27 protein-coding genes are annotated in these 26,173 nt (G+C 68.2%); 18 read left to right on the top strand and 9 right to left on the bottom strand.

What is annotated here, in order from left to right; translation table 11 throughout:
- Positions 1-25 precede the first annotated feature (25 nt).
- The 11 genes from MICNX66_RS10245 (at position 26) to MICNX66_RS10195 (ending at position 11,454) form a co-directional block, all read left to right on the top strand.
- The gene (locus MICNX66_RS10245; protein ID WP_187661790.1) at positions 26-499 is read left to right on the top strand and encodes a cell division protein SepF; all 474 of its coding nucleotides are present in this window, start codon (positions 26-28) and stop codon (positions 497-499) included.
- A 3-nt stretch (positions 500-502) separates the two neighbouring features.
- On the top strand, positions 503-802 hold the full coding sequence (locus MICNX66_RS10240; RefSeq protein WP_187661789.1) for a YggT family protein: 300 nt from the start codon (positions 503-505) through the stop codon (positions 800-802).
- A 181-nt stretch (positions 803-983) separates the two neighbouring features.
- Positions 984-1,583, top strand: a complete 600-nt coding sequence (locus tag MICNX66_RS10235) for a DivIVA domain-containing protein (protein WP_187661788.1) — start codon at positions 984-986, stop codon at positions 1,581-1,583.
- 9 nt (positions 1,584-1,592) lie between these two features.
- Positions 1,593-2,165 (top strand): signal peptidase II, encoded by a 573-nt coding sequence (gene lspA, locus MICNX66_RS10230; protein WP_283398736.1) that lies wholly within the window; start codon positions 1,593-1,595, stop codon positions 2,163-2,165.
- Between the two features lie 2 nt (positions 2,166-2,167).
- Positions 2,168-3,088: an RluA family pseudouridine synthase gene (locus tag MICNX66_RS10225; protein WP_187661787.1), complete on the top strand. Its 921-nt coding sequence runs from the start codon at positions 2,168-2,170 to the stop codon at positions 3,086-3,088.
- Between the two features lie 53 nt (positions 3,089-3,141).
- A complete protein-coding gene (locus tag MICNX66_RS10220) occupies positions 3,142-3,723 on the top strand; it encodes a GNAT family N-acetyltransferase (protein ID WP_187661786.1) in 582 nt (193 codons plus the stop codon).
- 74 nt (positions 3,724-3,797) lie between these two features.
- On the top strand, positions 3,798-7,316 hold the full coding sequence (gene dnaE, locus MICNX66_RS10215) for a DNA polymerase III subunit alpha (RefSeq protein WP_187661785.1): 3,519 nt from the start codon (positions 3,798-3,800) through the stop codon (positions 7,314-7,316).
- Between the two features lie 67 nt (positions 7,317-7,383).
- Positions 7,384-8,619 carry a hypothetical protein gene (locus MICNX66_RS10210; RefSeq protein ID WP_187661784.1) on the top strand — a complete coding sequence of 412 codons (1,236 nt, stop codon included), beginning with the start codon at positions 7,384-7,386 and terminating at the stop codon, positions 8,617-8,619.
- A 1-nt stretch (position 8,620) separates the two neighbouring features.
- Positions 8,621-9,925: a histidinol dehydrogenase gene (gene hisD / locus MICNX66_RS10205; protein WP_187661783.1), complete on the top strand. Its 1,305-nt coding sequence runs from the start codon at positions 8,621-8,623 to the stop codon at positions 9,923-9,925.
- A gap of 10 nt (positions 9,926-9,935) precedes the next feature.
- Entirely contained in the window at positions 9,936-10,406 is a 471-nt protein-coding gene (nrdR, locus tag MICNX66_RS10200; RefSeq protein WP_187661782.1) for a transcriptional regulator NrdR, read from the top strand.
- Positions 10,407-10,416: 10 nt separating this feature from the next.
- Complete coding sequence (locus MICNX66_RS10195; protein WP_187661781.1) at positions 10,417-11,454, top strand: quinone-dependent dihydroorotate dehydrogenase; 1,038 nt, start codon at positions 10,417-10,419, stop codon at positions 11,452-11,454.
- Here the strand turns inward: MICNX66_RS10195 and MICNX66_RS10190 are convergent.
- Positions 11,429-12,001, bottom strand: coding sequence for a DUF3043 domain-containing protein (locus MICNX66_RS10190; protein WP_060921218.1), 573 nt, complete (start codon positions 11,999-12,001; stop codon positions 11,429-11,431). The two genes, MICNX66_RS10195 and MICNX66_RS10190, sit on opposite strands and share 26 nt — an antisense overlap.
- Before the next feature lie 45 nt (positions 12,002-12,046).
- On the opposite strand from MICNX66_RS10190, the gene MICNX66_RS10185 reads away from it, so the two are divergent.
- The 5 genes from MICNX66_RS10185 to MICNX66_RS10165 all read left to right on the top strand — a co-directional run bounded on the left by MICNX66_RS10185 (position 12,047) and on the right by MICNX66_RS10165 (position 17,090).
- The gene (locus tag MICNX66_RS10185; protein WP_187661780.1) at positions 12,047-13,450 is read left to right on the top strand and encodes a dipeptidase; all 1,404 of its coding nucleotides are present in this window, start codon (positions 12,047-12,049) and stop codon (positions 13,448-13,450) included.
- Between the two features lie 66 nt (positions 13,451-13,516).
- Positions 13,517-13,879 carry an iron-sulfur cluster insertion protein ErpA gene (gene erpA, locus MICNX66_RS10180; RefSeq protein ID WP_187661779.1) on the top strand — a complete coding sequence of 121 codons (363 nt, stop codon included), beginning with the start codon at positions 13,517-13,519 and terminating at the stop codon, positions 13,877-13,879.
- A 139-nt stretch (positions 13,880-14,018) separates the two neighbouring features.
- The gene (gene ctaC / locus MICNX66_RS10175; RefSeq protein WP_187661778.1) at positions 14,019-14,915 is read left to right on the top strand and encodes an aa3-type cytochrome oxidase subunit II; all 897 of its coding nucleotides are present in this window, start codon (positions 14,019-14,021) and stop codon (positions 14,913-14,915) included.
- Positions 14,916-14,918: 3 nt separating this feature from the next.
- A complete protein-coding gene (ctaD, locus tag MICNX66_RS10170; RefSeq protein ID WP_187661777.1) occupies positions 14,919-16,652 on the top strand; it encodes an aa3-type cytochrome oxidase subunit I in 1,734 nt (577 codons plus the stop codon).
- Positions 16,653-16,655: 3 nt separating this feature from the next.
- Positions 16,656-17,090: a cytochrome c oxidase subunit 4 gene (locus MICNX66_RS10165; protein ID WP_025105064.1), complete on the top strand. Its 435-nt coding sequence runs from the start codon at positions 16,656-16,658 to the stop codon at positions 17,088-17,090.
- Between the two features lie 64 nt (positions 17,091-17,154).
- Here the strand turns inward: MICNX66_RS10165 and MICNX66_RS10160 are convergent, their stop codons facing one another.
- From MICNX66_RS10160 to ctaE, 7 genes are all read right to left on the bottom strand, one after another.
- Positions 17,155-17,574 carry a rhodanese-like domain-containing protein gene (locus MICNX66_RS10160; RefSeq protein ID WP_187661776.1) on the bottom strand — a complete coding sequence of 140 codons (420 nt, stop codon included), beginning with the start codon at positions 17,572-17,574 and terminating at the stop codon, positions 17,155-17,157.
- A gap of 77 nt (positions 17,575-17,651) precedes the next feature.
- Positions 17,652-18,179: a GNAT family N-acetyltransferase gene (locus MICNX66_RS10155; RefSeq protein ID WP_187661775.1), complete on the bottom strand. Its 528-nt coding sequence runs from the start codon at positions 18,177-18,179 to the stop codon at positions 17,652-17,654.
- Positions 18,176-18,463 carry a Rid family hydrolase gene (locus tag MICNX66_RS10150; protein ID WP_187661774.1) on the bottom strand — a complete coding sequence of 96 codons (288 nt, stop codon included), beginning with the start codon at positions 18,461-18,463 and terminating at the stop codon, positions 18,176-18,178. Before MICNX66_RS10150 ends, MICNX66_RS10155 begins: the two co-directional genes overlap by 4 nt.
- A 78-nt stretch (positions 18,464-18,541) precedes the next feature.
- Positions 18,542-20,356 carry a cytochrome bc1 complex cytochrome b subunit gene (gene qcrB, locus MICNX66_RS10145; RefSeq protein WP_187661773.1) on the bottom strand — a complete coding sequence of 605 codons (1,815 nt, stop codon included), beginning with the start codon at positions 20,354-20,356 and terminating at the stop codon, positions 18,542-18,544.
- Positions 20,353-21,429 carry a cytochrome bc1 complex Rieske iron-sulfur subunit gene (gene qcrA / locus MICNX66_RS10140; RefSeq protein WP_187661772.1) on the bottom strand — a complete coding sequence of 359 codons (1,077 nt, stop codon included), beginning with the start codon at positions 21,427-21,429 and terminating at the stop codon, positions 20,353-20,355. Before qcrA ends, qcrB begins: the two co-directional genes overlap by 4 nt.
- Positions 21,430-21,465: 36 nt before the next feature.
- Positions 21,466-22,266 carry a cytochrome bc1 complex diheme cytochrome c subunit gene (gene qcrC, locus MICNX66_RS10135; protein WP_187661771.1) on the bottom strand — a complete coding sequence of 267 codons (801 nt, stop codon included), beginning with the start codon at positions 22,264-22,266 and terminating at the stop codon, positions 21,466-21,468.
- Positions 22,267-22,286: 20 nt separating this feature from the next.
- The gene (ctaE, locus tag MICNX66_RS10130; protein ID WP_101845082.1) at positions 22,287-22,940 is read right to left on the bottom strand and encodes an aa3-type cytochrome oxidase subunit III; all 654 of its coding nucleotides are present in this window, start codon (positions 22,938-22,940) and stop codon (positions 22,287-22,289) included.
- A 192-nt stretch (positions 22,941-23,132) separates the two neighbouring features.
- Here ctaE and trpD point away from each other — a divergent pair, with 192 nt between their 5' ends.
- Together trpD and MICNX66_RS10120 are read left to right on the top strand one after the other, a co-directional pair.
- A complete protein-coding gene (gene trpD / locus MICNX66_RS10125) occupies positions 23,133-24,203 on the top strand; it encodes an anthranilate phosphoribosyltransferase (protein WP_187661770.1) in 1,071 nt (356 codons plus the stop codon).
- Between the two features lie 2 nt (positions 24,204-24,205).
- The gene (locus MICNX66_RS10120) at positions 24,206-25,192 is read left to right on the top strand and encodes a PHP domain-containing protein (protein ID WP_187661769.1); all 987 of its coding nucleotides are present in this window, start codon (positions 24,206-24,208) and stop codon (positions 25,190-25,192) included.
- 12 nt (positions 25,193-25,204) lie between these two features.
- On the opposite strand, the gene MICNX66_RS10115 is transcribed toward MICNX66_RS10120, so the two are convergent.
- Positions 25,205-26,155: a 5'-3' exonuclease gene (locus MICNX66_RS10115; RefSeq protein WP_232089043.1), complete on the bottom strand. Its 951-nt coding sequence runs from the start codon at positions 26,153-26,155 to the stop codon at positions 25,205-25,207.
- Positions 26,156-26,173 lie beyond the last annotated feature (18 nt).

The following is a 26,173-nucleotide window of genomic DNA, read 5'->3' as shown; positions in this document are numbered from 1 at the left end:
CGAAACGTTCGAACCGGAGGACACGATGGGTAACCCGCTGAAGAAGACCATGGTGTATCTCGGCCTCGCCGATGAGGAAGAGGTCTACGAGGAGGAGACGCCGGCGCCCGCCCGTGCCCAGCGCGAGCGTGAGCGTGACCGCGAAGAGCCGGCTCCGGCTCCCGTCACGCCGCTCCGTCGTCCCGTCGCCGTCCGCCAGCCCGCAGCAGGAGCCGTGAACGAGATCCTCACCGTCCACCCGAAGCAGTACCGCGACGCCCAGCTGATCGCGGAGAGCTTCCGCGAGGGCGTCCCGGTCATCATCAACCTCTCCCAGATGAGCGACGCCGATGCGCGCCGCCTCATCGACTTCGCGAGCGGTCTCTCCCTCGGCCTCTACGGTCGCATCGAGCGGGTGACCTCGAAGGTCTTCCTGCTGTCGCCGGAGAACATCGCGGTGTCGGGTCACGGGGGCATCGCCCACGCAGACGCCGAGTCTGCGGGCTTCGACCACTCCTAGACCGTGCAGCTGGTCTCGGTCCTCGCCAGCATCGTCCATCTGATGCTGCTGGTGTACATCCTCGTGCTCTTCGCGCGGCTTATCCTCGACTACATCCCGATGTTCAATCGGGAGTGGCGTCCGAAGGGTTTCGGCCTCGTGGCCGCTGAAGCGGTCTACACCGTCACGGATCCGCCCATCCGGTTCTTCCGGCGGATCATCCCTCCGCTGCGCATCGGCCAGCTGTCGCTGGATTTCGGCTTCGCGCTGACCCTGCTGGTCGTGCTGATCCTGATGAACATCGTCCGGTTGTTCATCCGCTGACCACCCCGCGTGTCGCACCGGGGAACCGCCGCGAGTTGTCCGAGCCTGGGTGTCGTGGCATCGCGACGCCAAGGCTCGGGGGCTATGCTGGCACCCAGGTGCGCGCCCCGGGTTCGCGCCACATCACGAACACGCCATACATCGGTACTGGCAATCGAACTCATCGAAAGAGGAGCCACCCATGGCACTTACCCCGGATGACGTCGTCACCAAGCAGTTCCAGCACGTCCGCTTCAAGGACGGCTTCGACCCGGACGAGGTCGACGACTTCCTCGACGAGATCGTCATCGAGTGGCGCAAGGCCCTCGAGGAGAACGCCGAGCTGAAGGCGAAGCTCGCCGCGTACGAGTCGGGTTCCACCCCCGCTCCCGCCGCTGCCGAGCCGGCTGCCGCCACTCCCGCTCCGGCCCCCGCGGTCGAGGCACCCGCCGCCGACGCCGCACCGACCGGCTCCGCGACCGCCACCGCCGGCATCATCGAGCTCGCGCAGCGTCTGCACGACGAGCACGTCGCCGAGGGTGAGGCGAAGCGCAACCAGCTCATCTCCGAGGCCGAGGCCGAGGTCGCCCGCATCCGCACGGAGGCCGAGGCGAAGCAGCGCGAGGAGACCGCACGTCTCGAGCGCGAGCGCAACACGCTGGAGGCCCGCATCACCGAGCTGCGCAACTTCGAGCGCGACTACCGCTCGCAGCTCCGCGGCTACATCGAGGGCCAGCTCCGCGAGCTCGACGAGAAGTCGGCGTCCACGGACTCCACCCCGGTCTCCGCGATCGGTCTGTAAGGCGCCCTCTTGTCAGGACGTCGTCCCCTTCGTCGGTCGGCGGCCGGTGCGATCGTTGCGATTCTCGCAGCGGTCGTGCTGGCCGCCGATCAGTTTGTGAAGTACCTCACGATCGAGAACCTGCCGCTGCACGAGGCGGTCCCGGTTCTCGGAGAGTTCCTGCAGCTCTACTACGTGCGCAATCCCGGCGCGGCGTTCTCCCTCGGCTCCGGCGTGACCTGGATCTTCACGATCGCTCTCGCGGTGGTGGCGGGTGTCATCGTCTGGAAGGCGTTCGGGCTGCGTTCGCGCCTCTGGGCGGTCGTCCTCGGCTGCCTGCTCGGCGGCGTGCTGGGCAATCTGTCGGACCGACTGTTCCGCGAGCCCGGTTTCCCCGTCGGCCACGTGGTCGACATGATCTCGATGCCGTGGATGATGCCGGCCATCTTCAACGTCGCCGACATCTTCATCGTCACCGGGATGATCTCGGTCGCCTTGCTCGTCGTGTTCGGACTGCGCTTCGACGGCACGCGGGAGAAGGACCACGCCCCGGTCGAGACCGACGAGGACGCCGAGGCGGCCGCCGCGTCCGAGGGGCGCTGAGCGTGGAGTCCCGGTCGCTGCCCGTCCCGGACGGGCTCGATGGCACGCGCGTCGACGCCGCCCTCGCCAAGCTCCTCGGGTTCTCGCGGACCTTCGCGGCCGAGGTGGCCGGGTCGGGCGGCGTCCGCCTGGACGGCGTCACCCTCGACAAGTCGGACCGCCTGCGTGGCGGTGCCTGGCTCGACGTCGAGTGGGAGCCGAAGGAAGGGCCGAAGATCGTCCCGATCGCGGTGCCCGAGCTCGGCATCGTGTACGACGACGACGACATCGTCGTCGTCGACAAGCCGACCGGCGTCGCCGCCCATCCCTCGCTCGGGTGGGAGGGCCCCACGGTCGTCGGTGCTCTCGCCGCCGCCGGGTTCCGCGTCGCCACGAGCGGCGCGCCGGAGCGTCAAGGCGTCGTGCACCGGCTGGACGTGGGGACGAGCGGGCTCATGGTCGTCGCCAAGAGCGAGGCCGCCTACACCGCTCTGAAGAGGGCGTTCAAGGAGCGCACGGTCGAGAAGATCTATCACGCGGTGGTGCAGGGGCATCCGGACCCGCTCGTGGGTACGATCGACGCCCCGATCGGTCGGCACCCGAACCACTCCTGGAAGTTCGCGGTCGTCCCGGACGGCAAGCCCTCCGTGACGCACTACGAGACCCTCGAGGCGTTCCCCGGTGCCTCCCTGCTCGAGATCCACCTGGAGACGGGCCGCACCCACCAGATCCGCGTGCACATGGCCGCGCACCGCCACCCGTGTGTCGGCGATCCGCTGTACGGTGCCGACCCGACGCTGTCCGCCCGGCTCGGTCTCACCCGGCAGTGGCTGCACGCGCATCAGCTCGCCTTCGCGCATCCGACGACGGGGGACTGGGTGCAGTTCACCTCGCCCTATCCGGACGACTTCCAGCACGCACTGGACGTGCTCCGCGGAGAATAGGTCCCGCGGAGCGTCGCTTCCGCGGTGTCGGTGGTCTCCGCCACACTGACCGCATGAGCATCGTGGTGCGTCCGGCGACGGTCTTCGACGACGTCGCGGCGGTGGTGGGACCGAAGAAGCCGACGTCGAACGTCTGCTTCTGTCTGAGCTACCGGATCGGCAACAAGGAGAACGTCTCCCTGCGCGGTCCCGCGCGTGCCGACCGGGTGCGCGAGCTCTGCCACCAGGATCCCCCTCCCGGTGTGCTCGCCTACCTCGACGACGAGCCGGTCGGCTGGGCGGCGCTGCACCCTCGACGCGACACGAGTTTCGCGCGCAACCGCCTCATCCCGCACCTCGACGACCTCGACGTGTGGTCGCTGTGGTGCTTCCGAGTCCGGCCGGGGCACCGCAAGCAGGGCGTGTCGCATGCGCTCATCGAGGGAGCCGTCGCCTACGCCAGAGAGCGCGGCGCCCCCGCCGTCGAGGGGTACCCGGTCGACAACGCCGGGGCGAAGGTGAACCTGACGATGGCGTACGTGGGCACGCGGCGTCTCTTCGAGAGCGCGGGATTCCGCAAGGTCGCGGACACGGGCTCGGTGCTCGACGGGTTCCCCCGCGTGCTCATGCGGCTGGACCTCCGCGAGGACGCGTGAACCGGGTTCCGCGGCGCGCTCGCTGGGGGAGCGCGACGCATGCCGGTGTCCGGGGCCGAACGTAGACTCGAAGCATGGCATCCGACTCCTTCGTCCACCTGCACGTGCACAGCGAGTACTCGATGCTCGACGGGGCCGCGAAGATCAACGCGATGACCCAGGCGGCCGCCGATTACGGCATGCCGGCGATCGCGGTGACGGACCACGGGAACACCTTCGCGGCGTTCGAGTTCTACAACGCCGCGCGCAACGCCGGCATCAAACCCATCGTCGGTCTCGAGGCCTACGTCACCCCGGGCACGCACCGCAGCGACAAGACCCGGGTGCAGTGGGGCTCGGCGGACCAGCGCAGCGACGACGTCTCGGGTTCGGGCGCCTACACCCACATGACCATGTGGAGCCAGAGCACCGAGGGCATGCACAACCTCTTCCGGCTGAGCTCGCTGTCGAGCATGGAGGGCTACTACTTCAAGCCCCGCATGGACCGCGAGCTGCTCCAGACCTACGGCAAGGGTCTCATCGCCACGACGGGGTGCCCGTCGGGGGAGGTGCAGACCCGGCTCCGGCTCGGCCAGTACGACGCCGCCAGGGCCGCGGCGGCGGAGTTCCAGGACATCTTCGGCAAGGAGAACTACTTCGCCGAGATCATGGACCACGGTCTCTCCATCGAGCGCCGTGTCATGACCGACCTGCTGCGGCTCGCGAAAGACCTCGGCATCCCGCTCGTGGCCACCAACGACTCGCACTACACCCACCAGCACGAAGCCGACGCCCACGCCGCCCTGCTGTGCGTGCAGTCCGGCTCCACGCTCGACGACCCGAACCGCTTCAAGTTCGACGGCGACGGCTACTACATCAAGACCGCCGCCGAGATGCGGCAGCTCTTCCGGGACCACCCGGAGGCCTGCGACAACACGCTCCTGATCGCCGAGCGCTGCGAGGTCGAGTTCAACACCTCGGCGAACTACATGCCGCGGTTCCCGGTCCCGGACGGCGAGACCGAGGACAGCTGGCTGATCAAGGAGGTCGAGAAGGGCCTCCACTACCGGTACCCCAGCGGCATCCCGGACAAGGTGCGCAAGCAGGCCGAGTACGAGACCGGGATCATCCTGCAGATGGGCTTCCCCGGCTACTTCCTCGTCGTCGCCGACTTCATCAACTGGGCGAAGGACAACGGCATCCGCGTCGGCCCGGGTCGTGGCTCCGGTGCCGGCTCGATGGTCGCCTACGCTATGAAGATCACGGATCTCGATCCCCTCGAGCACGGTCTGATCTTCGAGCGCTTCCTCAACCCCGACCGCGTCTCGATGCCCGACTTCGACGTCGACTTCGACGATCGTCGCCGCGGCGAGGTCATCGAGTACGTGACCCGGAAGTACGGCTCCGAGCGCGTCGCGCAGATCGTCACCTACGGCACGATCAAGTCGAAGCAGGCCCTCAAGGACGCCGGTCGCGTGCTCGGGTTCCCGTTCAGCATGGGGGAGCGGCTCACCAAGGCGATGCCCCCGGCGGTGATGGGCAAGGACATGCCGCTGGACGGCATGTTCGATTCCGCGCACCCCCGCTACAAGGAGGCCAGCGAGTTCCGCGCCCTCATCGAGACCGATCCGGAGGCGAAGACCGTCTTCGACCGGGCTCTCGGGCTCGAGGGGCTGAAGCGGCAGTGGGGCGTGCATGCCGCCGGCGTCATCATGTCGTCCGAGCCCCTGCTCGACATCATCCCGATCATGCGCCGGGAGCAGGACGGCCAGATCGTCACGCAGTTCGACTACCCGTCGTGCGAGTCCCTCGGCCTCATCAAGATGGACTTCCTGGGCCTCCGGAACCTGACGATCATCTCGGACGCGCTGGACAACATCCGGATGAACCGCGGCGAGGAGCTCGATCTGGAGCACCTCGGGCTCGATGACCCCGCCGTCTACGAACTGCTGGCCCGTGGCGACACCCTCGGCGTGTTCCAGCTCGACAGCCCGCCGCTGCGCTCGCTCATGCGACTCATGAAGCCGGACAACTTCGGCGACATCTCGGCCCTCATCGCGCTGTACCGTCCTGGACCGATGGGAGCGAACTCCCACACCAACTACGCGCTGCGCAAGAACGGTCAGCAGGAGATCTCCCCGATCCATCCCGAGCTGGCGGAACCGCTCGCGGAGATCCTGGAGGAGTCCTACGGACTCATCATCTACCAGGAGCAGGTCATGGCGATCGCGCAGAAGGTCGCCGGATTCAGCCTCGGTCAAGCCGACATCCTGCGCCGCGCGATGGGCAAGAAGAAGAAGTCCGAGCTGGACAAGCAGTACGCGGGGTTCGCGGCCGGAATGACCGAACGCGGCTTCGGCGAGGGGGCGGTCAAGGCGCTCTGGGACATCCTCCTGCCGTTCTCCGACTACGCCTTCAACAAAGCGCACTCCGCTGCGTACGGTCTCGTGTCGTACTGGACCGCGTACCTCAAGGCGCACTACCCGGCCGAGTACATGGCCGCGCTCCTGACGAGCGTCGGCGACTCGAAGGACAAGATGGCGCTCTACCTGAACGAGTGCCGCCGGATGGGCATCAAGGTGCTGCCGCCGGACGTCTCCGAGTCGATCAACTTCTTCGCGGCCGTCGGCGACGACATCCGCTTCGGTCTCGGCGCGGTCCGCAACGTCGGCACGAACGTCGTCGACGGCATCGTGCAGTCCCGCAAGGACGAGCGGTTTACGTCCTTCCATCACTTCCTCGACAAGGTTCCCCTGCACGTCGCCAACAAGCGCACGGTCGAATCGCTCATCAAGGCCGGTGCCTTCGACTCGATGGGGGACACCCGTCGCGCGCTCCTCGAGATCCATGAAGACGCCGTGGAGGCGGCGGTCGACAGGAAGCGGAACGAGGCGCAGGGCGCCATCGGCTTCGATTTCGACAGTCTCTACGACGGGATGGAGGAGGCGGCGCCCGCGAAGGTGCCCCCACGTCCGGAATGGATCAAGAAGGACAAGCTCGCGTTCGAGCGCGAGATGCTCGGCCTCTACGTCTCGGATCATCCGCTCGCCGGTCTCGAGGTGCCGCTCGCGAAGCACGCCTCGATCTCCATCCACGACCTCAACAACTCCGAGGATCTGCAGGACGGCGATCAGGTCACCGTGGCCGGCCTCGTCACCAGCGTGCAGCATCGTGTGGCGAAGGCGAGTGGGAACCCGTACGGCATGATCACCGTGGAGGACTTCAACGGTGAGGTCACCGTGATGTTCATGGGCAAGACCTACCTCGAGTTCCAGCACACCCTGCAGCAGGACGCCATCCTCGCGGTGCGTGGACGGGTCTCGCGCCGTGACGACGGGCTGAACCTGCATGCGCAGTCCGCGTTCGCACCCGACGTCGGCTCCTTCGACGCTGCAGGCCCGCTGTCGCTCGTCCTCGCCGAGCAGCGCGCCACCGAGCGGGTCATGACGGAGCTGGCCGAGGTCCTCCGGCGGCACAGCGGGGACACCGAGGTGCTGCTCCGCGTGCACCGCGCGGGCACGGCGAAGGTGTTCGAGGTGCCCATGCCGGTGAAGGTCTCGGCCGACCTCTTCGGTGACCTCAAGTCTCTGCTCGGACCAACCTGTCTGGGGTGAGCGAGTAGGATCGGGAGCCGTCGAGAGCACCGGAAAGTCGTGGTGCGCCGATGAGGAAAGGACGACTATGAGCACGGATCTTCCCGAGCCGGACGCCGAAGCGGTGTTCAGCGATGAGGACGGCGTCCTCTACGACGACGAGGTCACGCCGGAGTACGGCATCCTCGGCTTCACGCTGCGCGAGCTGCTGATCGTGGGCGTCTGGCTGGTCTCCTTCCTCGTCTCCTTCTTCCCGCTCAGCGGCGGCATCTCCCTGTGGGGCATCGGCATCCAGTGGATCCTGCCGATCGGCGTGCCCACGGTGGCCGTCTTCCTCCTCGTCCTCCGGCGCTTCTCGCCGGACGGCATCCGTCGCGTCGGTTCGCTGGGCATCGACCAGTTCGCCTCCGTGGCGTTCTCGGTCGCGGCCTGCGTGTGGGCCGGCAACCTGTGGCTCGCCCTCTCGGCGGTCATCTCCACGGGGAACTGGGGGCTGCCCTGGAACGCGGTCGTGCAGGTCATCACCTCCACCGCCCTCGTCGTCCTCACCGTCTTCGCGCCTCTCATCCCGGGGCTCAAGGAGGATTTCCAGGGGCGGCTCGTCACGCTCGCCCACCGCAACGCGAACCCCGTGCGCCCGGTGATCGCACGCCCGCGTCCCGAGGCGACGCCGAGTGGATCGGCGGCCGAGGCGTCTGCGGACGCCGTCCTCCCGAGCTCTCCTGCGGCGGATGAGACGGCCGTGATCGCCGATGCCGACCTCGAGCCGACCCCCGCGGACCAGGAGGACGCCGTCGACGTCCGTGAGACGGCCACCGCCGACCGCGGCGCCTCCGTGGACGACGCGGATCGCGTTCCGCTCACCGCACACGCCTCGGGTGGGGGGACCGGAACCGTCCCTGTCACCTCGGAACCCGAGTACACCCCGGTCTACTCGCGGCGTTCCCGCGGGGAGCAGCCCGAGATCGTGTCCGACACCGGCAGCATCGAGTCGCTGCTCGGCGCCAAGGCACTCTCCGAGGAGGAGCTCGCCGCCGCCCAGGAGCCGACACCGGACGACGCGACCGCTGTGCACCCGGTGATCAGCGACCACGCCGATCCGCAGGCTGCCGCTCAGCGACAGAGTGCTGTTGAGGCGCAGCCCTTCTGGATCCTCGCCCCGACGGAGCGCGACGTGCACGACGAACGCGGAGAGCCGATCTTCCGCATCGGCCCGACCGCCTGGGCACTCGTGATCGAGGACCGGGGCGGCGCCTTCGTCGTGCGTCACGACGACGGCCGTATCGGCTACCTCCACGACATCGCCGGCATCACGAAGGGCTGACATGCGCACGATCGATCTGCGGGGGCGCGAGCTCTCGCCCGCTGACATGCTCGCCGCCGTCCCGCGCGCGACCCAGGCTCGGGCCGAGGCGCTCGACACCGCGGCGCGCCTCGTGGACGACGTGCGGGAACGCGGCGAGGACGCGCTGCGCGAGCAGGCGGAGCGCTTCGACCGCGTCGTCGGTCACGCGGTTCGTGTTCCGGAGTCCCACCTCGCGGAAGCCCTGTCGGATCTCACTCCCACGGTCCGCGCAGCGCTCGAGGAGGCCATCCGCCGTGTGCGTCTCGCCTCGGCCGCGCAGGTCCCCGCCCCGCAGGTGACGCGGATCGGCGAGGGAGCGACCATCACGCAGCGGTGGCAGCCGGTGTCTCGCGTCGGGGTGTACATCCCCGGAGGCAAAGCCGTCTACCCGTCCAGCGTGGTCATGAACGTCGTCCCCGCGCAGGTCGCCGGGGTGCAGCAGATCGCCCTCGCCTCGCCGCCGCAGGCGGATCAGGACGGCCGTGTCCACCCGACGATCCTCGCCGCGGCGGCGCTGCTCGGCGTCTCCGAGGTCTATGCGATGGGCGGGGCCGGAGCCATCGGAGCACTCGCCCACGGCGCCGCGAGCCTGGGACTCGATCCGGTCGACGTGGTATCCGGACCGGGCAACAACTACGTCGCGTCGGCGAAGCGTGCCGTGGCCGGGGTCGTCGGCACGGACTCCGAGGCCGGCGCGACCGAGATCCTCGTCGTCGCGGACGCCGCGTCCGACCCCCGTCTCATCGCCGCCGACCTCGTCAGCCAGGCCGAGCACGACGAGCAGGCCTCGGCCGTCCTCGTGACCGACGCGGTGGAGATCGCCGAGCAGGTCAGGGCCGAGGTCGAACGGCAGGCTGCGCGCACCCGGCACAGCGAGCGCGTCGCGGCGGCGTTGTCCGGGCCGCAGTCGGCGATCGTGCTCGTGGACGACAGGGCGGCGGCGATCGCGTTCAGCAATGCCTACGCCCCGGAGCACCTGGAACTGCACCTCGCCGACGCGGAGGAGGCGGCCACCGTCTTCACGAGCGCGGGTGCCGTGTTCGTCGGCGATCAGACGCCGGTCAGTCTCGGCGACTACATGGCCGGCAGCAACCACGTCCTGCCGACGGGCGGTCAGGCGCGCTACGCCCCGGGCCTCGGTGCGTACACATTCCTCCGCCCGCAGCAGGTCGTGTCGTACGACCGCGACGCCCTCGCCGCCGTCCGGGACGGCGTCGTCGCGCTGGCCGACACCGAGGTGCTCCCCGCCCACGGCGAGGCGATCGAGGCCCGTTTCACCGCGTAGGATCTGTCAGATGCACTGCCCCTTCTGCCGTCACCCCGATTCCCGGGTCATCGACTCGCGCACCAGCGACGACGGGCTCTCCATCCGTCGTCGTCGCCAGTGTCCGGAATGCGGGGGACGTTTCTCGACGACGGAGACCGCGAGCCTGAACGTCATCAAGCGCTCGGGCGTCATGGAGCCGTTCAGCAGGGAGAAGGTCATCTCCGGAGTGCGGAAGGCCTGTCAGGGGCGTCCCGTGACCGAGGCAGACCTCGCGATCCTCGCGCAGCGCGTGGAGGAGGCGGTCCGGCAGACCGGTGTCTCCCAGCTCGACACGAACGAGATCGGCCTCGCGATCCTCGGACCGCTCCGGGAGCTCGACGAGGTCGCGTTCCTCCGCTTCGCGAGCGTCTATCAGGCGTTCGACTCGCTCGAGGACTTCGAGTCCGCCATCGGCGACCTCCGGGCCGACCACGCCAAGGCGGAGGCGGCGGACCGGTAATCTGGCAGGGATGTATCCGCTGCTCTTCCGCGCCGTCCTCTCGCGCTTCGATCCCGAGTTCGCCCACCACGCCGGTATGGCGGTGATCCGCGTGCTCGGTGTGCCGCCGTTCTCGTGGGCCACGCGCGCGATGACCCGGCCCGACCCCTCCCTGCGGGTCGAGGCGCTGGGGCTGACGTTCCCTTCGCCGTTCGGCGTCGCGGCCGGGTTCGACAAGAACGCCGTCGGCGTCCGTGGCCTGGCAGCGCTCGGCTTCGGGCACGTCGAGGTCGGAACGGTCACGGCCGTCCCGCAGGAGGGCAATCCGAAGCCCCGGCTGTTCCGACTGGTCGAGGACCGCGCGGTGATCAACCGCATGGGCTTCAACAACCGTGGTGCGGATGCCGCAGCCCGTCGTCTCGCACGGCTTCGTCGTGGCGCGCCCGACACGGTGATCGGCGTCAACATCGGCAAGAGCCGTGTGGTGGACGTCGAGGACGCCGTGGCGGACTATGTCGCGTCGGCCACCCGACTGGCCCCGCTCGCCGACTACCTCGCCGTCAACGTCTCGTCGCCGAACACCCCTGGACTTCGCGGTCTGCAGGCCGTCGAGACGCTGGCGCCGTTGCTGCGGGCCGTCCGCGAGGCAGCCGGGGCGACCCCGCTGCTCGTGAAGATCGCCCCCGATCTGCCGGATGACGAGATCGCCGCGATCGCGCGCCTCGCCGTCGAGGAGGGGCTCGCGGGCATCATCGCGCACAACACGACGATCAGCCGGGACGGGCTCTGCACCGATGCGGCCGCTGTCGAGGCGGCCGGCGCGGGCGGTCTCTCCGGTGCTCCGCTCAAGAAGCGGTCGCTCGAGGTCCTCCGGGTCGTCCGCACCGCGGTCCCCGAGGACTTCTGCGTGATCGCGGTGGGCGGTGTCGAGACGGCGGCGGATGTGCAGGAGCGTCTGGATGCCGGGGCCACCCTGGTCCAGGGCTACACGGCGTTCCTCTACCGCGGACCGTTCTGGGGCCGCGAGATCAACCGGGGACTGGTCAGTCCGGGTACTGCCCGCGCTTGACCTGCGGCTTCGGCAGGCGCATGAAGCGCATCTGCAGGGCACGCATACCCGCGTACCAGCCGAGGCCCTTCTCGACGCGGTCCTTGCCGAACTTCGCGGCCGCCTTGCGCTTGACCCGCATGCCGAGGAGGATCATGCCGCCGATCGCGATGACGAGGTACGCCATCATGAACAGGTACGCGTAGAACGAGATCATCATGTTCGTCGGCAGCAGCGAGGCCAGGATGACGAGCACCATGACCCCCATGACGAACTCGGCGGGGTGCCAGCCGGCGTCCACGTAGTCGCGCACCCACCGACGCTGCGGGCCCTTGTCGCGCGCGGGGAGGTACTTCTCCTCGCCTGCGGCCATGCCCGCCTGCGCCTTCGCGCGGCGCTCGTTGAGCTCGGCGCGGGCCGCGGCCTTGGCCTCCTTGGTGTTCGCCACGAGGGGGCGGCGACGGGCGGCCTCCTGCTCGGCGCGGGTCGGCGTCGCGCGTCCCTTGCCGACGGCAGGCGTCTGGGGGGCGTCGTCGTTCGTCGAAGGGGAGGCGGGGGTAGTGGCCACGAGGTTCCTCGGTTCGCTGGGGTGGGTCGCCTTAAGATTACTCGCATGACCTCACCTGCTCTTCCCAGCGAGTCCGACGCCGCCGTCCTCGAAGCCGTCGCCACCGGTATCCCCTCCGCGCTGTCGGACCTCGGGAACCTCGTGCGCATCCCCGGCATGGCCTGGCCTGCCTTCGATCAGACGCAGCTGGAGCGCAGCGCCGACGCCGTTGCCACCCTCGCGCGTGGCACCGGCGTCTTCGACGAGGTGACCGTGCTCCGTGCCGACATCCCCGGCACCGACGAGCAGGGTCAGCCCGCGGTGCTCGCGACGCGCGCGGCACGGAACGGCAAGCCGACGATCCTCCTCTACGCCCACCACGACGTGCAGCCTCCGGGGGACGACGCCCTGTGGGAGACGCCGCCGTTCGAGCCCACCGTGCGGGACGGCCGCCTGTACGGCCGCGGCGCCGCAGACGACAAGGCGGGGATCATGGCGCACATCGGGGCGATCCGCGCGGTCGCGGAGGTGCTCGGCGACGACCTCGACCTCGGCATCGCGATGTTCGTCGAGGGGGAGGAGGAGTACGGTTCGCGGTCCTTCGCCCAGTTCCTCTCCGACAACAAGGACGCCCTCCGCGCCGACGCGATCGTGGTCGCGGACTCCGGCAACTGGGACTCGGTCACGCCCGGCCTGACCGTCTCGCTCCGTGGCAACGCGCGCTTCACCATGAAGGTGCGCACGCTCGACCACGCCTCGCACTCCGGGATGTTCGGCGGAGCGGTGCCCGACGCCATGATGGCGACCGTGCGGCTCCTCGCCACACTGTGGCACGAGGACGGCTCCGTCGCCGTCGAGGGGATGACGGCGCGGGACGCCGAGACCCCTGAGTACACCGAGGAGACGCTGCGCGACGAGGCCGGGCTCCTGCCGGGGACCACGCCCATCGGCGACGGCACGATCCTCAGCCGCATCTGGAACAAGCCCTCCGTCACGGTCATCGGCATCGATGCGACGAGTGTCGCCGCGGCCTCGAACACGCTGCTCCCTGAGGTGACCGTGGTCATCAGCGCCCGTGTGGCCCCCGGCCAGTCCGGCCAGGACGCGTACGAGGCTCTCGAGCGTCACCTCCGCGCACACGCGCCCTTCGGCGCCGAGCTGACCTTCTCCGACGTGGACCTCGGCAACCCTTTCCTCGTGGACACGAGCGGGTGGGCCGTCGCGCTCACCAGGGATGCCATGCGGGACGGGTACGGTGTGCCCCCGGTGGATCTCGGTGTCGGCGGGTCGATCCCGTTCATCGCGGATCTCGTGCGGGAGTTCCCCGAGGCGCAGATCCTCGTCACCGGCGTGGAGGATCCGCACTCCCGCGCGCACAGCCCCAACGAGTCGCTGCATCTGGACACCTTCCGGCACGCCGTGGCGACCGAGGCGCTGCTGCTCGCCCGTATGAACGCGCGTGAGATCTGAGCCTTCCGTCCCCACCGGCGGTAGAATCGTCCAAGAGCCCGTACCCGGCCCGTCATGAGGAGCGACATGAGCGACACCATCCTGTCCGCAGAGACCACCAGCGCACACGGCGTCAAGCTGACGGACGCCGCCGCCACGAAGGTGAAGAACCTCCTGGAGCAGGAGGGCCGCGACGACCTGCGTCTGCGCGTCGCCGTGCAGCCCGGCGGCTGCTCGGGCCTGATCTACCAGCTCTACTTCGACGAGCGTTTCCTCGAGGGTGACGAGACGGTCGACTTCGACGGCGTCGAGGTCATCGTCGACAACATGAGCGTTCCCTACCTCGACGGCGCCTCGATCGACTTCAAGGACACCATCTCGGAGCAGGGCTTCACGATCGACAACCCGAACGCGGCGGGCAGCTGCGCCTGCGGCGACAGCTTCCACTGACACGTTCTTCCCGCGAACGGCCGTCGTCACCTCGCGTGACGGCGGCCGTTCCGCTTCTCAACCTGCATGGTTGGCATGAATCAGGTGTGAGGTTGCTCTAGACTTGAACATGCCTTGTCCGCGATCTGAAAGGTGCATCGTGCCCTCGAAACGCCGCCTTCGTTGGGCCGCACTCCCTGTGGGAGTTGTGGCAGCTGTGGCTCTGGCGGGATGTACTCCCACCGAGCTGAACGGCTTTCTTCCGGGCTTCGTGGACGGTGGTCCGGCAGCAACCAACCAGACGGAGCGCGTCTCGTCCCTCTGGGTGAACTCCTGGATCGTTCTCCTCGCGGTCGGCGTCGTCACCTGGAGCCTCATGGCCTGGGCTGCGATCGCGTACCGCCGGCGCAAGGGCCAGACCGGCCTCCCGGTGCAGATGCGCTACAACATGCCGATCGAGATCTTCTACACGATCGTGCCGCTCATCCTCGTGCTCGGCATGTTCTTCTTCACGGCTCGCGATCAGACCGAGATCGAGACGAAGTGGGATGACCCCGACGTCGAGATCACCGCGATCGCCAAGCAGTGGGCATGGGACTTCCAGTACAACGGTGAGACCGAAGAGGACACCGTCTGGACGATGGGCATCCAGGCCCAGCCGGACGCGGCAGGCAACATCGACCAGTCCGAGCTGCCGACGCTGGTGCTCCCGGTCGACCAGAAGGTCACGATCAACCTCCAGTCGCGCGATGTCATCCACTCCTTCTGGATCATCGACTTCCTCTACAAGAAGGACATGTTCATCGGGAAGGACAACTCCTGGTCCTTCATCCCCACCCGCGAGGGCGAGTACGCCGGCAAGTGCGCCGAGCTCTGCGGCGAGTACCACTCGATGATGCTCTTCAACGTGAAGGTCGTCTCGCAGGACGAGTACGACGCCTACCTCGAGTCCCTCGAGGAAGAGGGCAACACCGGGGACATCACCGACGCGTACGACCGTCTCTCGAACCTCCCCGGCACCTCCGGGAAGACCGAAACCGAGGAAGGAGAGGAGTAAGCCATGTCGACCACTGAAGCTCCTCGCACCGACGAGGCACCCCGCTCCCGTCCCACCACCCTGCCCGCGCGTCAGGCCGCTCTGATGAGCTCCTCGCGTGTGGAGCAGAAGGGCAACATCGTCGTCAAGTGGATCACCTCCACTGACCACAAGACGATCGGGTACATGTACCTCATCGCCTCGGTGATGTTCTTCCTCCTCGGTGGCGTGATGGCGCTTGTCATCCGTGCTGAGCTCTTCGCGCCGGGGATGCAGATCGTCCCGACGAAGGAGCAGTACAACCAGCTGTTCACGATGCACGGCACGATCATGCTGCTGATGTTCGCGACGCCGCTGTTCGCCGGCTTCGCCAACGCGATCCTGCCGCTGCAGATCGGTGCTCCGGACGTCGCCTTCCCGCGTCTGAACGCCTTCGCGTTCTGGCTGTTCCTGTTCGGCTCGACCATCGCGGTCGCCGGCTTCCTCACCCCGCAGGGTGCGGCCTCGTTCGGGTGGTTCGCCTATCAGCCGTTGGCCAACGCGTCGTTCTCGCCAGGAGCGGGCGGAAACCTGTGGATGCTCGGTCTCGGCATCTCGGGCTTCGGCACGATCCTCGGTGCAGTGAACTTCATCACGACGATCATCACGATGCGCGCGCCCGGCATGACGATGTGGCGCATGCCGATCTTCAGCTGGAACACGCTCATCACCAGCCTGCTGATCCTGATGGCCTTCCCGGTCCTGGCCGCGGCGATCTTCGCCGCCGCCGCCGACCGTGTGCTCGGTGCCCACATCTACGATCCGCAGAACGGCGGAGTCCTGCTCTGGCAGCACCTGTTCTGGTTCTTCGGCCACCCCGAGGTCTACATCATCGCGCTGCCGTTCTTCGGCATCGTCTCCGAGATCTTCCCGGTGTTCAGCCGCAAGCCGATCTTCGGATACAAGACCCTCGTCTACGCGACGATCGCCATCGCCGCGCTGTCCGTGGCCGTGTGGGCGCACCACATGTACGTCACCGGCTCGGTGCTCCTGCCGTTCTTCGCCCTGATGACGATGCTCATCGCGGTGCCGACGGGTGTGAAGATCTTCAACTGGATCGGCACGCTCTGGCGAGGTTCGGTGACTTTCGAGACGCCGATGGTGTTCGCACTGGGCTTCCTCGTCTCGTTCGTCTTCGGTGGTCTCACCGGTGTGATCCTCGCGGCCCCGCCGCTCGACTTCCACCTCAGCGACTCGTACTTCGTCGTGGCGCACTTCCACTACGTGGTGTTCGGCACGGTGGTGTTCGCCATGTTCGCCGGCTTCTACTTCTGGTGGCCGAAGTGGACGGGCCGCATGCTCAACGAGCGCCTCGGCTACGTGCACTTCTGGATGCTGTTCGTGGGCTTCCACATGACCTTCCTCATCCAGCACTGGCTCGGTGTCGACGGCATGGTCCGGCGCTACGCGGATTACTCCGCGGCGGACGGTTGGACCTGGCAGAACCAGGTCTCGACGATCGGCGCGATCATCCTCGGTGCCTCGATGCTGCCGTTCTTCCTGAACGTCTGGATCACGGCACGCAAGGCGCCCAAGGTCACGGTGAACGACCCGTGGGGTTACGGCGCCTCGCTCGAGTGGGCCACCTCGTGCCCGCCGCCGCGGCACAACTTCACGTCGATCCCGCGCATCCGCAGCGAGCGTCCGGCCTTCGACCTGAACCACCCGGAGGCCGCGGAGTTCGCGACCACCGCACCCGGCGAGCGAGAGGGCCACTGAGTCATGCGCGACAACGTCATCATCTGGTGGGTCCTGACCGCGTTCTTCGCCCTCGTCGGCGTCGTCTACACCGGCTGGAACATCCTGGCTCACCCCGGCCTTCCGCTCGTGAACCAGATCGAGTGGGTCGGCACGGTCGCCCTGTTCTTCTCGGCCTTCATGGGCGCCATGGTCGCGTTCTACCTGGACCGGACGCACAAGGCGCAGAACGGCGAGCTGCCTGAGGACATCCTCACGTCGGACATCGACGACGGCGACCCCGAGCTCGGCGAGTTCAGCCCGTGGTCCTGGTGGCCGCTGGTCCTCGCGGCATCGGCCGGCGTGTTCGTCGTGGGCCTCGCGGTCGGGCACTTCCTCCTCCCGATCGGTCTGGCCATCTTCGTGGTCGCCATCGTCGGCTGGGTCTACGAGTACTACCGCGGCAACTTCGCCCGCTGAGTCCCCGCACACGAAGGAAGGCCCCCGGATCACTCCGGGGGCCTTCCTCGTTTGGGTGCCGTGGTCAAGCCCGGGTACGGATCCGGGGGATGCCGGTGAGCGGGTCGATCGGGCGATGGTGCACGCCGTCGGCGTCTTCGACGGGGTACCCCTCGCGGACCCAGTACTCGAAGCCGCCGATCATCTCGCGCACGCGATAGCCGAGGCGCGCGAACTCGAGCGCACCGCGCACACCACCGTTGCACCCCGGGCTCCAGCAGTACACGACCACGTCGGCGTCGCGGGGGATCTCTCGCGGCGCCCTGTCCGCGATCTCGCTGTGGTGCATGTGGACGGCTCCGGCGACGCGCCCTTGAGCCCATGCTTCGGTCGAGCGCACGTCGACCACGACGAGGGGGCGGCCAGCGGCGCGATCAGCATGGACGTCGCTCGGGTCGGTCTCATAGGCGAGGCGGGCAGCGAAGTAGTCGGCACGGTCGATCATGAGTTCAGATTACGGAACGTGGGCGTCGCACGGATGAGTGTTCCCGTCGCGCATCGCACGAATCCTGCCGATCCTCCTCAGAGCGGTGCGGTCATCTGGATCCGTCGGCCGTGGACGGAGAGGTTCAGCCGTTCTTCGACGCCGACGAGCGCGCGCAGGAAGTCGGTGTCCGGCGCGGACTCCTCGAAGCCGCACCGGGCGTAGAAGGGGGCGTTCCACGGCACGTCCGCGTAGGTGCGCAAGGTGAGGCGCCGATGGCCTCGACGTCGCGCCTCCTCCTGAGCGGCCACCACCAGCGCGCGTCCGACGCCGCGGCGGGCGTGCTCCGGGCGCACGGAGAGCTGCTCCAGGTGCGCCTCCCCGTCCACCTCGAGGACGTGCGCGAAGCCGACGGGCGTCGCGGGATCGCCGGCATGCTCGTCGGCGGGGGAGGGGAGAGCCGCCACAAGGACGAACCCCGGGGCATCCTGGCGTTCCTCGTTCGAGGTGGGGGGTGGCCACGACCGCGCCCCGAAATGCTCGATCAGGATGAGGTCGGCGGCGCGCTCGAGTTCTTCGAGAACGACGTGGTCGGCGGCGGTCGCGAACCGGATGAGTGGCCTCATCGGGCGGTGACGAGCTCGCGCTGCGCGGAAGAGGCCACCAGGACCCGCGTGCTGATGACATCCATCAGGGTGGCGCCGGCGGCCTGGAGAGCCTGCTCCACGGTCTCCACGCACCGCGCGGCCCGCGCTGCGTCGTCGCCCGGAGCCGTGGCCGTGCCGTCATCCTCGAGGGGGCAGGCTCCGGCGAGGAAGACGAGACGGGCGTCCGCGGGTGCGGTGGCTGCATAGGCGTCGGGGGCATCGGCGAGCTGGGGTGCGTGGAGGAGACGGACGACGGATGACATGATTCGATCCTCTCATCGGGGCGAAGACGACGAAGGCCCCGTCCGAGCGGACGGGGCCTTCACGAGGGGGGGTGACGATTACTCGTCGTCCTCCGACTTCTTCTTCCGAGGCTTCTTGACCGGCTCGGTGGAGATCACCGTGCTGGGCGTGTTCGGAGTCTCATCGACGTGCGTCTCGTCGACAGTGAGCGGGGCGTCGGGGAAGCCGGCACGCTCATGAGCGCCCTGGATCTCTGCGACCTCCGCCGCCTCGTTGCCCTCGGTGACGTGGTGCTGGTGAGCGTCCGCGGCATCGATCTCGGCCTGCGTGAGCGGGGCGAGGCGATCCTCGAAGAACCAACGCGACATCGCCGAGCGGAGGTTCTCCGTCCACGGGATGCGGCCCTTCGCGTTCGGACGGACGACGAGCGGCTCGTAACCGTCGATGTCGATGAGCTTCCAGCGGTCATACTTGTCGACCGGCTGGTGCACCTCGATGAACTCGCCGCCGGGGAGACGCACGATGCGGCCCGACTCGAAGCCGTGCAGGACGATCTCGCGGTCCTTCTTCTGGAGCGCGATGCAGATGCGCTTCGTGACGAAGTAGCCGATGATCGGGCCGAGGAACAGCAGCGCCTGCAGCGTGTGGATCACGCCCTCCATGGTGAGCATGAAGTGCGTCGCGATGAGGTCGGAAGAGGCCGCCGCCCACAGGACCGCGTAGAAGATGACGCCGGCGACGCCGATCGCGGTGCGGGTGGCCGCGTTGCGCGGGCGCTGGGCGATGTGGTGCTCACGCTTGTCACCGGTGACCCACGCCTCGATGAAGGGGTAGATCGCGACGATGACGATGAACAGGCCGAGCACGGCGACCGGGGCCAGGATGCCGAACGACCAGGTGTGGTCGAGGAACACGATGTCCCAGTTCGACGGCGCCAGACGGAGCGCGCCGTCTGCGAAGCCGATGTACCAGTCGGGCTGCGTACCCGCCGAGACGGGGGAGGGGTCGTACGGTCCGTAGTTCCAGATCGGGTTGATCTGGAAGAACGTCGCGATCAGCACGATGGTGCCGAAGACGATGAACAGGTAGCCGCCCATCTTGGACATGTAGACCGGCATCATCGGGTAGCCCACGACGTTGTCGTTCGTCCGGCCGGGGCCGGCGAACTGCGTGTGCTTGTTGATGATCATGAGCATCAGGTGCACGGCGATGAAGGCGATGACCAGCATCGGCAGCAGCAGGATGTGCAGCGTGTACAGGCGTCCGACGATGTCGGTACCGGGGAACTCGCCGCCGAAGAGGAGGAACGAGGTCCAGGTGCCGATCAGCGGGAGACCCTTGATCATGCCGTCGATGATCCGGAGGCCGTTACCCGAGAGCAGGTCGTCGGGGAGCGAGTAGCCGGTGAAGCCCTCCGCCATCGCGAGGATGAACAGCACGAAGCCGATCACCCAGTTGAGCTCGCGCGGCTTGCGGAACGCACCCGTGAAGAACACGCGGAGCATGTGCACACCGATGCCGGCGATGAACACCAGCGCGGCCCAGTGGTGGATCTGGCGGACCAGCAGACCGCCGCGGAGGTCGAACGAGATGTGCAGCGTCGACTCGAGGGCCGACGACATCGCGATGCCGCGCATGGGGGCGTACGCGCCGGTGTAGTGGGTCTCCACCATGGAGGCCTGGAAGAAGAACGTCAGGAAGGTTCCGGACAGGAACACGACGACGAAGCTCCAGAGCGCGATCTCACCGAGCATGAACGACCAATGGTCGGGGAAGATCTTGCGACCGAGCTCCTTGACGAAGCCCGAGAGGCTGGTGCGCTCATCGATGTAATTCGACGCGGCGCCGACGAAACGGCCGCCGAGAGGCGCCTTGGTGTCCTTCTCGTCCTTGGACAGCGTTGCGGTGCTCAATGGCGCTCCCAGAAGCTCGGGCCGACGGGTTCGGTGAAGTCGCTGCGTGCGATGAGGTAGCCCTCGTCGTCCACGGTGATGGGCAGCTGGGGCAGCGGCCGGGCGGCCGGGCCGAAGATGACCTTCGCGTGGTCCGTGACGTCGAACTGCGACTGGTGGCACGGGCACAGCAGGTGGTGGGTCTGCTGCTCGTACAGCGCGACGGGGCAGCCGACGTGCGTGCAGACCTTGGAGTAGGCGACGATGCCGTCGTAGGACCAGTCCTTGCGGTCCTCGGCCTCAGTGAGCTGCTCGGGGCGGAGGCGCATCATCAGCACGATGGCCTTGGCCTTCTCCTCGAGGTAGCCCTCGTCGTGCCCGAGCTCCGCGAGGTCCTCGGGGATGACGTGGAAGGCGGAGCCGAGCGTCACGTCCGCTGCGCGGATGGGGGTGCCGTCCGGGTCGCGCACCAGGCGCATGCCCTCGTCCCACATCGTGTGCTTCAGCAGCGCGACCGGGTCGCCCGCGGTGGGGTCGTCCGGCGTCGAGTGCGGAGCGAGGCCGCGGAACAGCGTCACGCCGGGGATGATCGACGCCACGATCGCGGCGAACAGCGAGTTGCGGATCATCGTGCGGCGTCCGAACCCGGACTCCTCGTTCGCGTCGGAGAACGCCTTGATGGCGGCCTCACGCGTGGAGTCCTTGCCCCGGGTGGGGTGGCGGTGCTCGATGAACTCCTTGTCGGACATCAGCGCCTTGGACCAGTGGATGGCACCGATTCCGAGGGCCAGCAGCGCGAGCGCGATGCCGAGACCGATGAAGAGGTTGTTCTGACGGATGTCGATGAGCGCGCCGCTCTCGATCGGGAACAGCATGTAGGCGGCGACCGCCCAGATGCTCCCGGCGAGGGACAGGTAGAACAGCGTGTAGACGGTGCGGACCGCGGTCTTCTCGGCGCGCGGGTCCTTGTCGGTCATCCGCTCACGGTGCGGCGGAAGACCCGGGTTCTGCACGGGATCGCTGACTGCGACACCCAGCCCCGGAGAGGGCTGGTAGGCCCTGTCAAGAGCCTGCGAGTCGTCGTCGTGTGCCATGGTGCTCCTCGTACGTTCCTCTTCGATGAATAAGCGTCAGTTGGACTTCGCCGTGATCCACACGGTGATGGCGACCAGAGCGCCGATACCGAAGATCCACACGAACAGGCCCTCGGAGACCGGTCCGAGCGAGCCGAGGGAGAAGCCGCCGATCTGGACGGACTGCTGCTGGAAGAGCAGAGCCGAGATGATGTCGCGCTTGTCCTCGTCGGACAGGTTCATGTCGCCGAAGACCGGCATGTTCTGCGGGCCGGTGACCATGGCGGCGTAGATGTGCAGCGCGCTGGTCTCGGTGATCGCCGGAGCGTACTTGCCCTCGGTCAGTGCGCCACCGGCGGCGGCCACGTTGTGGCACATCGCGCAGTTGACGCGGAAGAGCTCGGCGCCGTGCGCCACGTCGCCCTCGCCGTCGAGGATCTTCTCGGAGGGGAACTCCGGTCCGGGGGCCTCGGACTGCACGTAGGCCGCCATCGCGAGGATCTGCTCCTCGGTGAACTGCGGCTCCTTCTGGGGGGCCTGCGGTCCCTGCATCTGCAGCGGCATACGGCCGGTCGACACCTGGAACTCGACCGCGAGCTCGCCGACGCCGTAGAGGCTCGGGCCGTTGGGGGTGCCCTCCAGGTCGAGGCCGTGGCAGGTGGCGCAGTTGGCCGTGAACAGCTTCTCGCCGTCCTCGACCGTCAGCTGCGTCGATGCCGTGGGCGCGTCGTTGGCGGCGAATGCCGCGGTCGCACCCGCGTACACAGCGCCGGTGATCATGAGGCCTGCTCCGATGAGCGCGGCCGCCGCCAGTGGGCTGCGACGACCGCTCGAACGGCGCTTCTTCTCTCGTGCCATCTCGGGGATCAGCTCCGCTCTTATTTCAGGAAGTAGATAACGAAGAACAGCACGATCCAGACGACGTCGACGAAGTGCCAGTAGTAGGACACCACGATCGAGGAGGTCGCCTCCTTGTGCCGGAAGTTCTTGACGGCGTACGCGCGGCCGATCACCAGGAGGAACGCGACGAGTCCGCCGGTGACGTGGAGGGCGTGGAAGCCGGTGGTCAGGTAGAAGGCCGAGGCGTAGGCGTCAGCCTGGATGGGCATGCCCTCCGCGACCAGCTGTGCGTACTCCCAGACCTGGCCGGAGACGAAGATCGCGCCCAGGGCGAAGGTGAGGAAGAACCACTCGACCATGCCCCAGCCGAACAGGCGACGGCGGCCGGCGCCGTTCTTCTGTCCCTTGCCGATCTTGTACGGCTGCAGGTCCTCCGCCGCGAACACACCCATCTGGCAGGTGAACGAGGAGAGCACGAGGATCGCCGTGTTCACTGCCGCGAAGGGGACGTTCAGGAGCTCGGTACGGTCGGCCCACAGCTCGGGTGAGGTGCTGCGGAGGGTGAAGTAGATCGCGAAGAGTCCCGCGAAGAACATCACCTCGCTGCCGAGCCACACAATGGTGCCGACAGCTACCGGGTTGGGCCGCTTGATGGTTCTCGCCGCCGGGGCATACGTCGCTGAGGTCGTCACCCCTCCATTATGGCCGATCCGCGAGCGTGATTCTTGCACCCCCGGCCCTCGATTCGCCCGTCGGTGACTTAGGGGACCCTAAGAAAACACTGCGAATACCCGGTGAATACGCGGGAAACGCCGCACGTTCGGTGTCTGCGCGCCCGCTCGGATCGCACTGCACGTTTTCTCCGCGCCGATAGGATCGCACACATGGCTGATTCCCTGACCTGGTCCGACGTGCTCACCTCTCTCCTGGAGCGTCGCGACCTCAGCGTCTGGGAGTCCACCTGGGCCATGCGGCAGATCATGCAGGGTGGGGTCTCCGAGGCGCAGCTTGCGGGGTTCCTCGTGGCGCTGCGCGCGAAGGGCGAGACGATCGATGAGATCGTCGGCTTCCGTGACGCCATCCTCGAAGCGGCCGTGCCGCTTCCGGTCTCCCCGAATGTGCTGGACATCGTCGGCACGGGTGGGGACCGCGTGGGTACGGTGAACGTCTCGACGACGGCGGCCGTGATCATCGGCGCGACAGGCATCCCGGTGGTCAAGCACGGGAATCGGGCGGCGAGTTCCGCGTCCGGCTCCTCCGACGTCCTCGGTGCGCTCGGCCTCGAGCTCTCGCTCGACCCGGCGGCCGTCGCCTCGATCCTCGACCGGACAGGCATCACCTTCGCCTGGGCCGGGGCCTTCCATCCCGGGTTCAAGCATGCGGGTGCCGTCCGGTCGCAGCTCGGCGTGCCGACCGTGTTCAACATGCTCGGTCCGCTGTGCAACCCGGCGCGCGCGGAGGCGAACGCGGTCGGCGTGGCACAGATGGAGCGGGTGCCGCTGATCACCGGCGTCTTCCGCACGCGGGGGGCCACGGCGCTGGTGTTCCGCGGCGACGACGGCCTGGACGAGCTGACGACCACAGGGCACAGCAGGATCTGGGAGGTCACCCGCGGGGACATCCATGAACACGATCTCGACCCGCGCGACCTGGGCATCCCCCTCGCCGACCTGTCCGACCTCATCGGCGGGTCTCCCGCCCACAACGCGGACGTGCTCCGGCGGACGCTCGCGGGGGAGCAGGGGCCCGTCCGGGACATCGTGCTCCTGAACGCCGCCGCCGGGATCGTCGCCTTCGAGCTCTCCCAGGACGCGACCCAGGTGCAGCGGCCGATCCTCGAGCGCCTCCGCGACGGGCTCGCCCGTGCATCCGCTGCCGTGGACGACGGGAGTGCACTGGCCAAGCTCGACCAGTGGATCGGCGTGAGCCGCGAGCTGGCGGCCCCTCAGGAGTGACCATGGATCCGGTCGACGCGCTGCTCGAGATCGCCTCGCTGCTGGAGCGGGAGCGGGCGTCGCGCTACCGGGCCAAGGCCTTCCGTCAGGCGGCCGCGACATTCCAGGACCTCCCTGCCGATGTGCAGGACGACCCGACGCGTCTTCGGGCGGCCAAGGGCATCGGCGAGTCGACCTTCGCCGTCATCCGGCAGGCTCAGGCCGGCGACGTGCCGGAGTATCTGATCGAACTGCGCGGGGACGTCGAGCCTGAGCGGGTGTCTGCGCTCCGTGGAAAGCTGCGCGGAGACCTGCACGCTCACACCGAGTGGTCAGACGGGACGACCTCCATCGAGGTGATGGCCGCCGCAGCCCGCGCGCAGGGGCACGAGTACCAGGCCATCACGGATCATTCGCCGCGCCTCCGCGTGGCCCGAGGTCTCTCGGTGGAACGGCTGCGTGAGCAGATCCCGCAGGTGCGGGCGCAGTCGGGGGACGGATTCACGTTGCTCGCCGGCATCGAGGTGGACATCCTCGAAGACGGCGCCCTCGATCAGGACGACGCCGTGCTCGCTGAGCTGGATGTGGTCGTCGCCTCCGTGCACTCGAAGCTGCGCATGGACGGCCGGGCGATGACGAAGCGGATGATCGCCGCGGTGTCGCATCCGCGGGTGAACGTCCTCGGGCATTGCACGGGTCGTCTCGTGCAGGGGGACCGTGGCACGCGCCCGCCTTCGGCCTTCGACGCCGCCGCCGTCTTCGCGGCCTGTGCGGAGAACGGGGTCGCCGTGGAGATCAACTCCCGTCCCGAGCGTCAGGATCCGCCGGACGAGCTCATCGCGATCGCGCTCGACGCCGGTTGCCTGTTCTCCATCGATTCCGACGCACACGCCCCCGGCCAGTTGTCGCTCCTGGACCACGGTGCCGAGCGGGCGGAGCGTGCCGGGGTGCCGGCGTCACGCATCGTCACCACGTGGGGCCTGTCGCGTCTGCTCGCCTGGGCGGAGTGAGGGACGCCCTCGTCAGGCGTCCGCGACCGCCTTCGCCGCCTCGGTGACCGCGGTGACGGCGCGGGTCATGGAGCTGCCGAGGTTCCAGCGCTCGGCGAGGGCCGTGGCCGCCTCGGCCTCGTCCGGCGTGAGGGCATGCAGGGCGACACCCGGGGCGGTGATCGGGAGCGACGTGGCGACGGCGACGACGGTCGGAGCGACGTCCAGGTAGGCCTGCGCGTCGAGGATCTTCGCGCGGATGCCCGCGCTCATGCCCTCACCCGCGTCCGCGGCCTCGCGGATACCGAGCAGATCGCCGTGCTTCTGCAGGAGCGTGGCGGCCGTCTTCTCGCCGATGCCGGCGACACCGGGCAGCCCATCCGACGCGTCCCCGCGCATCGTCGCGAAGTCCGCGTACTGCGTCGGCAGGACACCGTACTTCGTGACGACCGTCGCGTCCGTGACGAGTTCGAGATTGCTCATGCCGCGGGCCGTGTAGATCACCCGGACGTCCCGGGCATCGTCGACGAGCTGGAAGAGGTCGCGATCGCCGGTCACGATGTCGACAGGCATCGTCGCGTTCGTCGCGAGGGTGCCGATCACATCGTCCGCCTCATGCTCGGCGACGCCGACGATGGGGATGCCGATGGCGGCGAGCGTCTCCCGGATCAAGGGGATCTGCGCCTCCAGCGGGTCGGGGACCTCCTCGACGTCCGGCGCACCGGTGACGACCTCGACCACGCGGTGCGTCTTGTAGCTGGGGATGAGGTCGACCCTCCACTGCGGACGCCAGTCGTCATCCCAGCACGCCACGACGTGGGTCGGCTGGTAGGTCGTCACCAGCTTGGCGATCATGTCCAGCAGGCCGCGTGCGGCGTTGATCGGGGACCCGTCCGGGGCTGTGACCTTGTCGGGCACCCCGTAGAACGCGCGGAAGTAGAGGCTGGCGGTGTCGAGCAGCATGAGGCGTTCGGCGCGGGTCATGGATTCAGGGTAGAGCGT

The sequence above is a fragment of the Microbacterium sp. Nx66 genome, from assembly GCF_904066215.1.
Taxonomy (GTDB): Bacteria; Actinomycetota; Actinomycetes; order Actinomycetales; family Microbacteriaceae; genus Microbacterium; species Microbacterium meiriae.
Note: the sequence above shows the minus strand (reverse complement) of the source record. Positions and strands in the feature narration are given on the sequence as shown.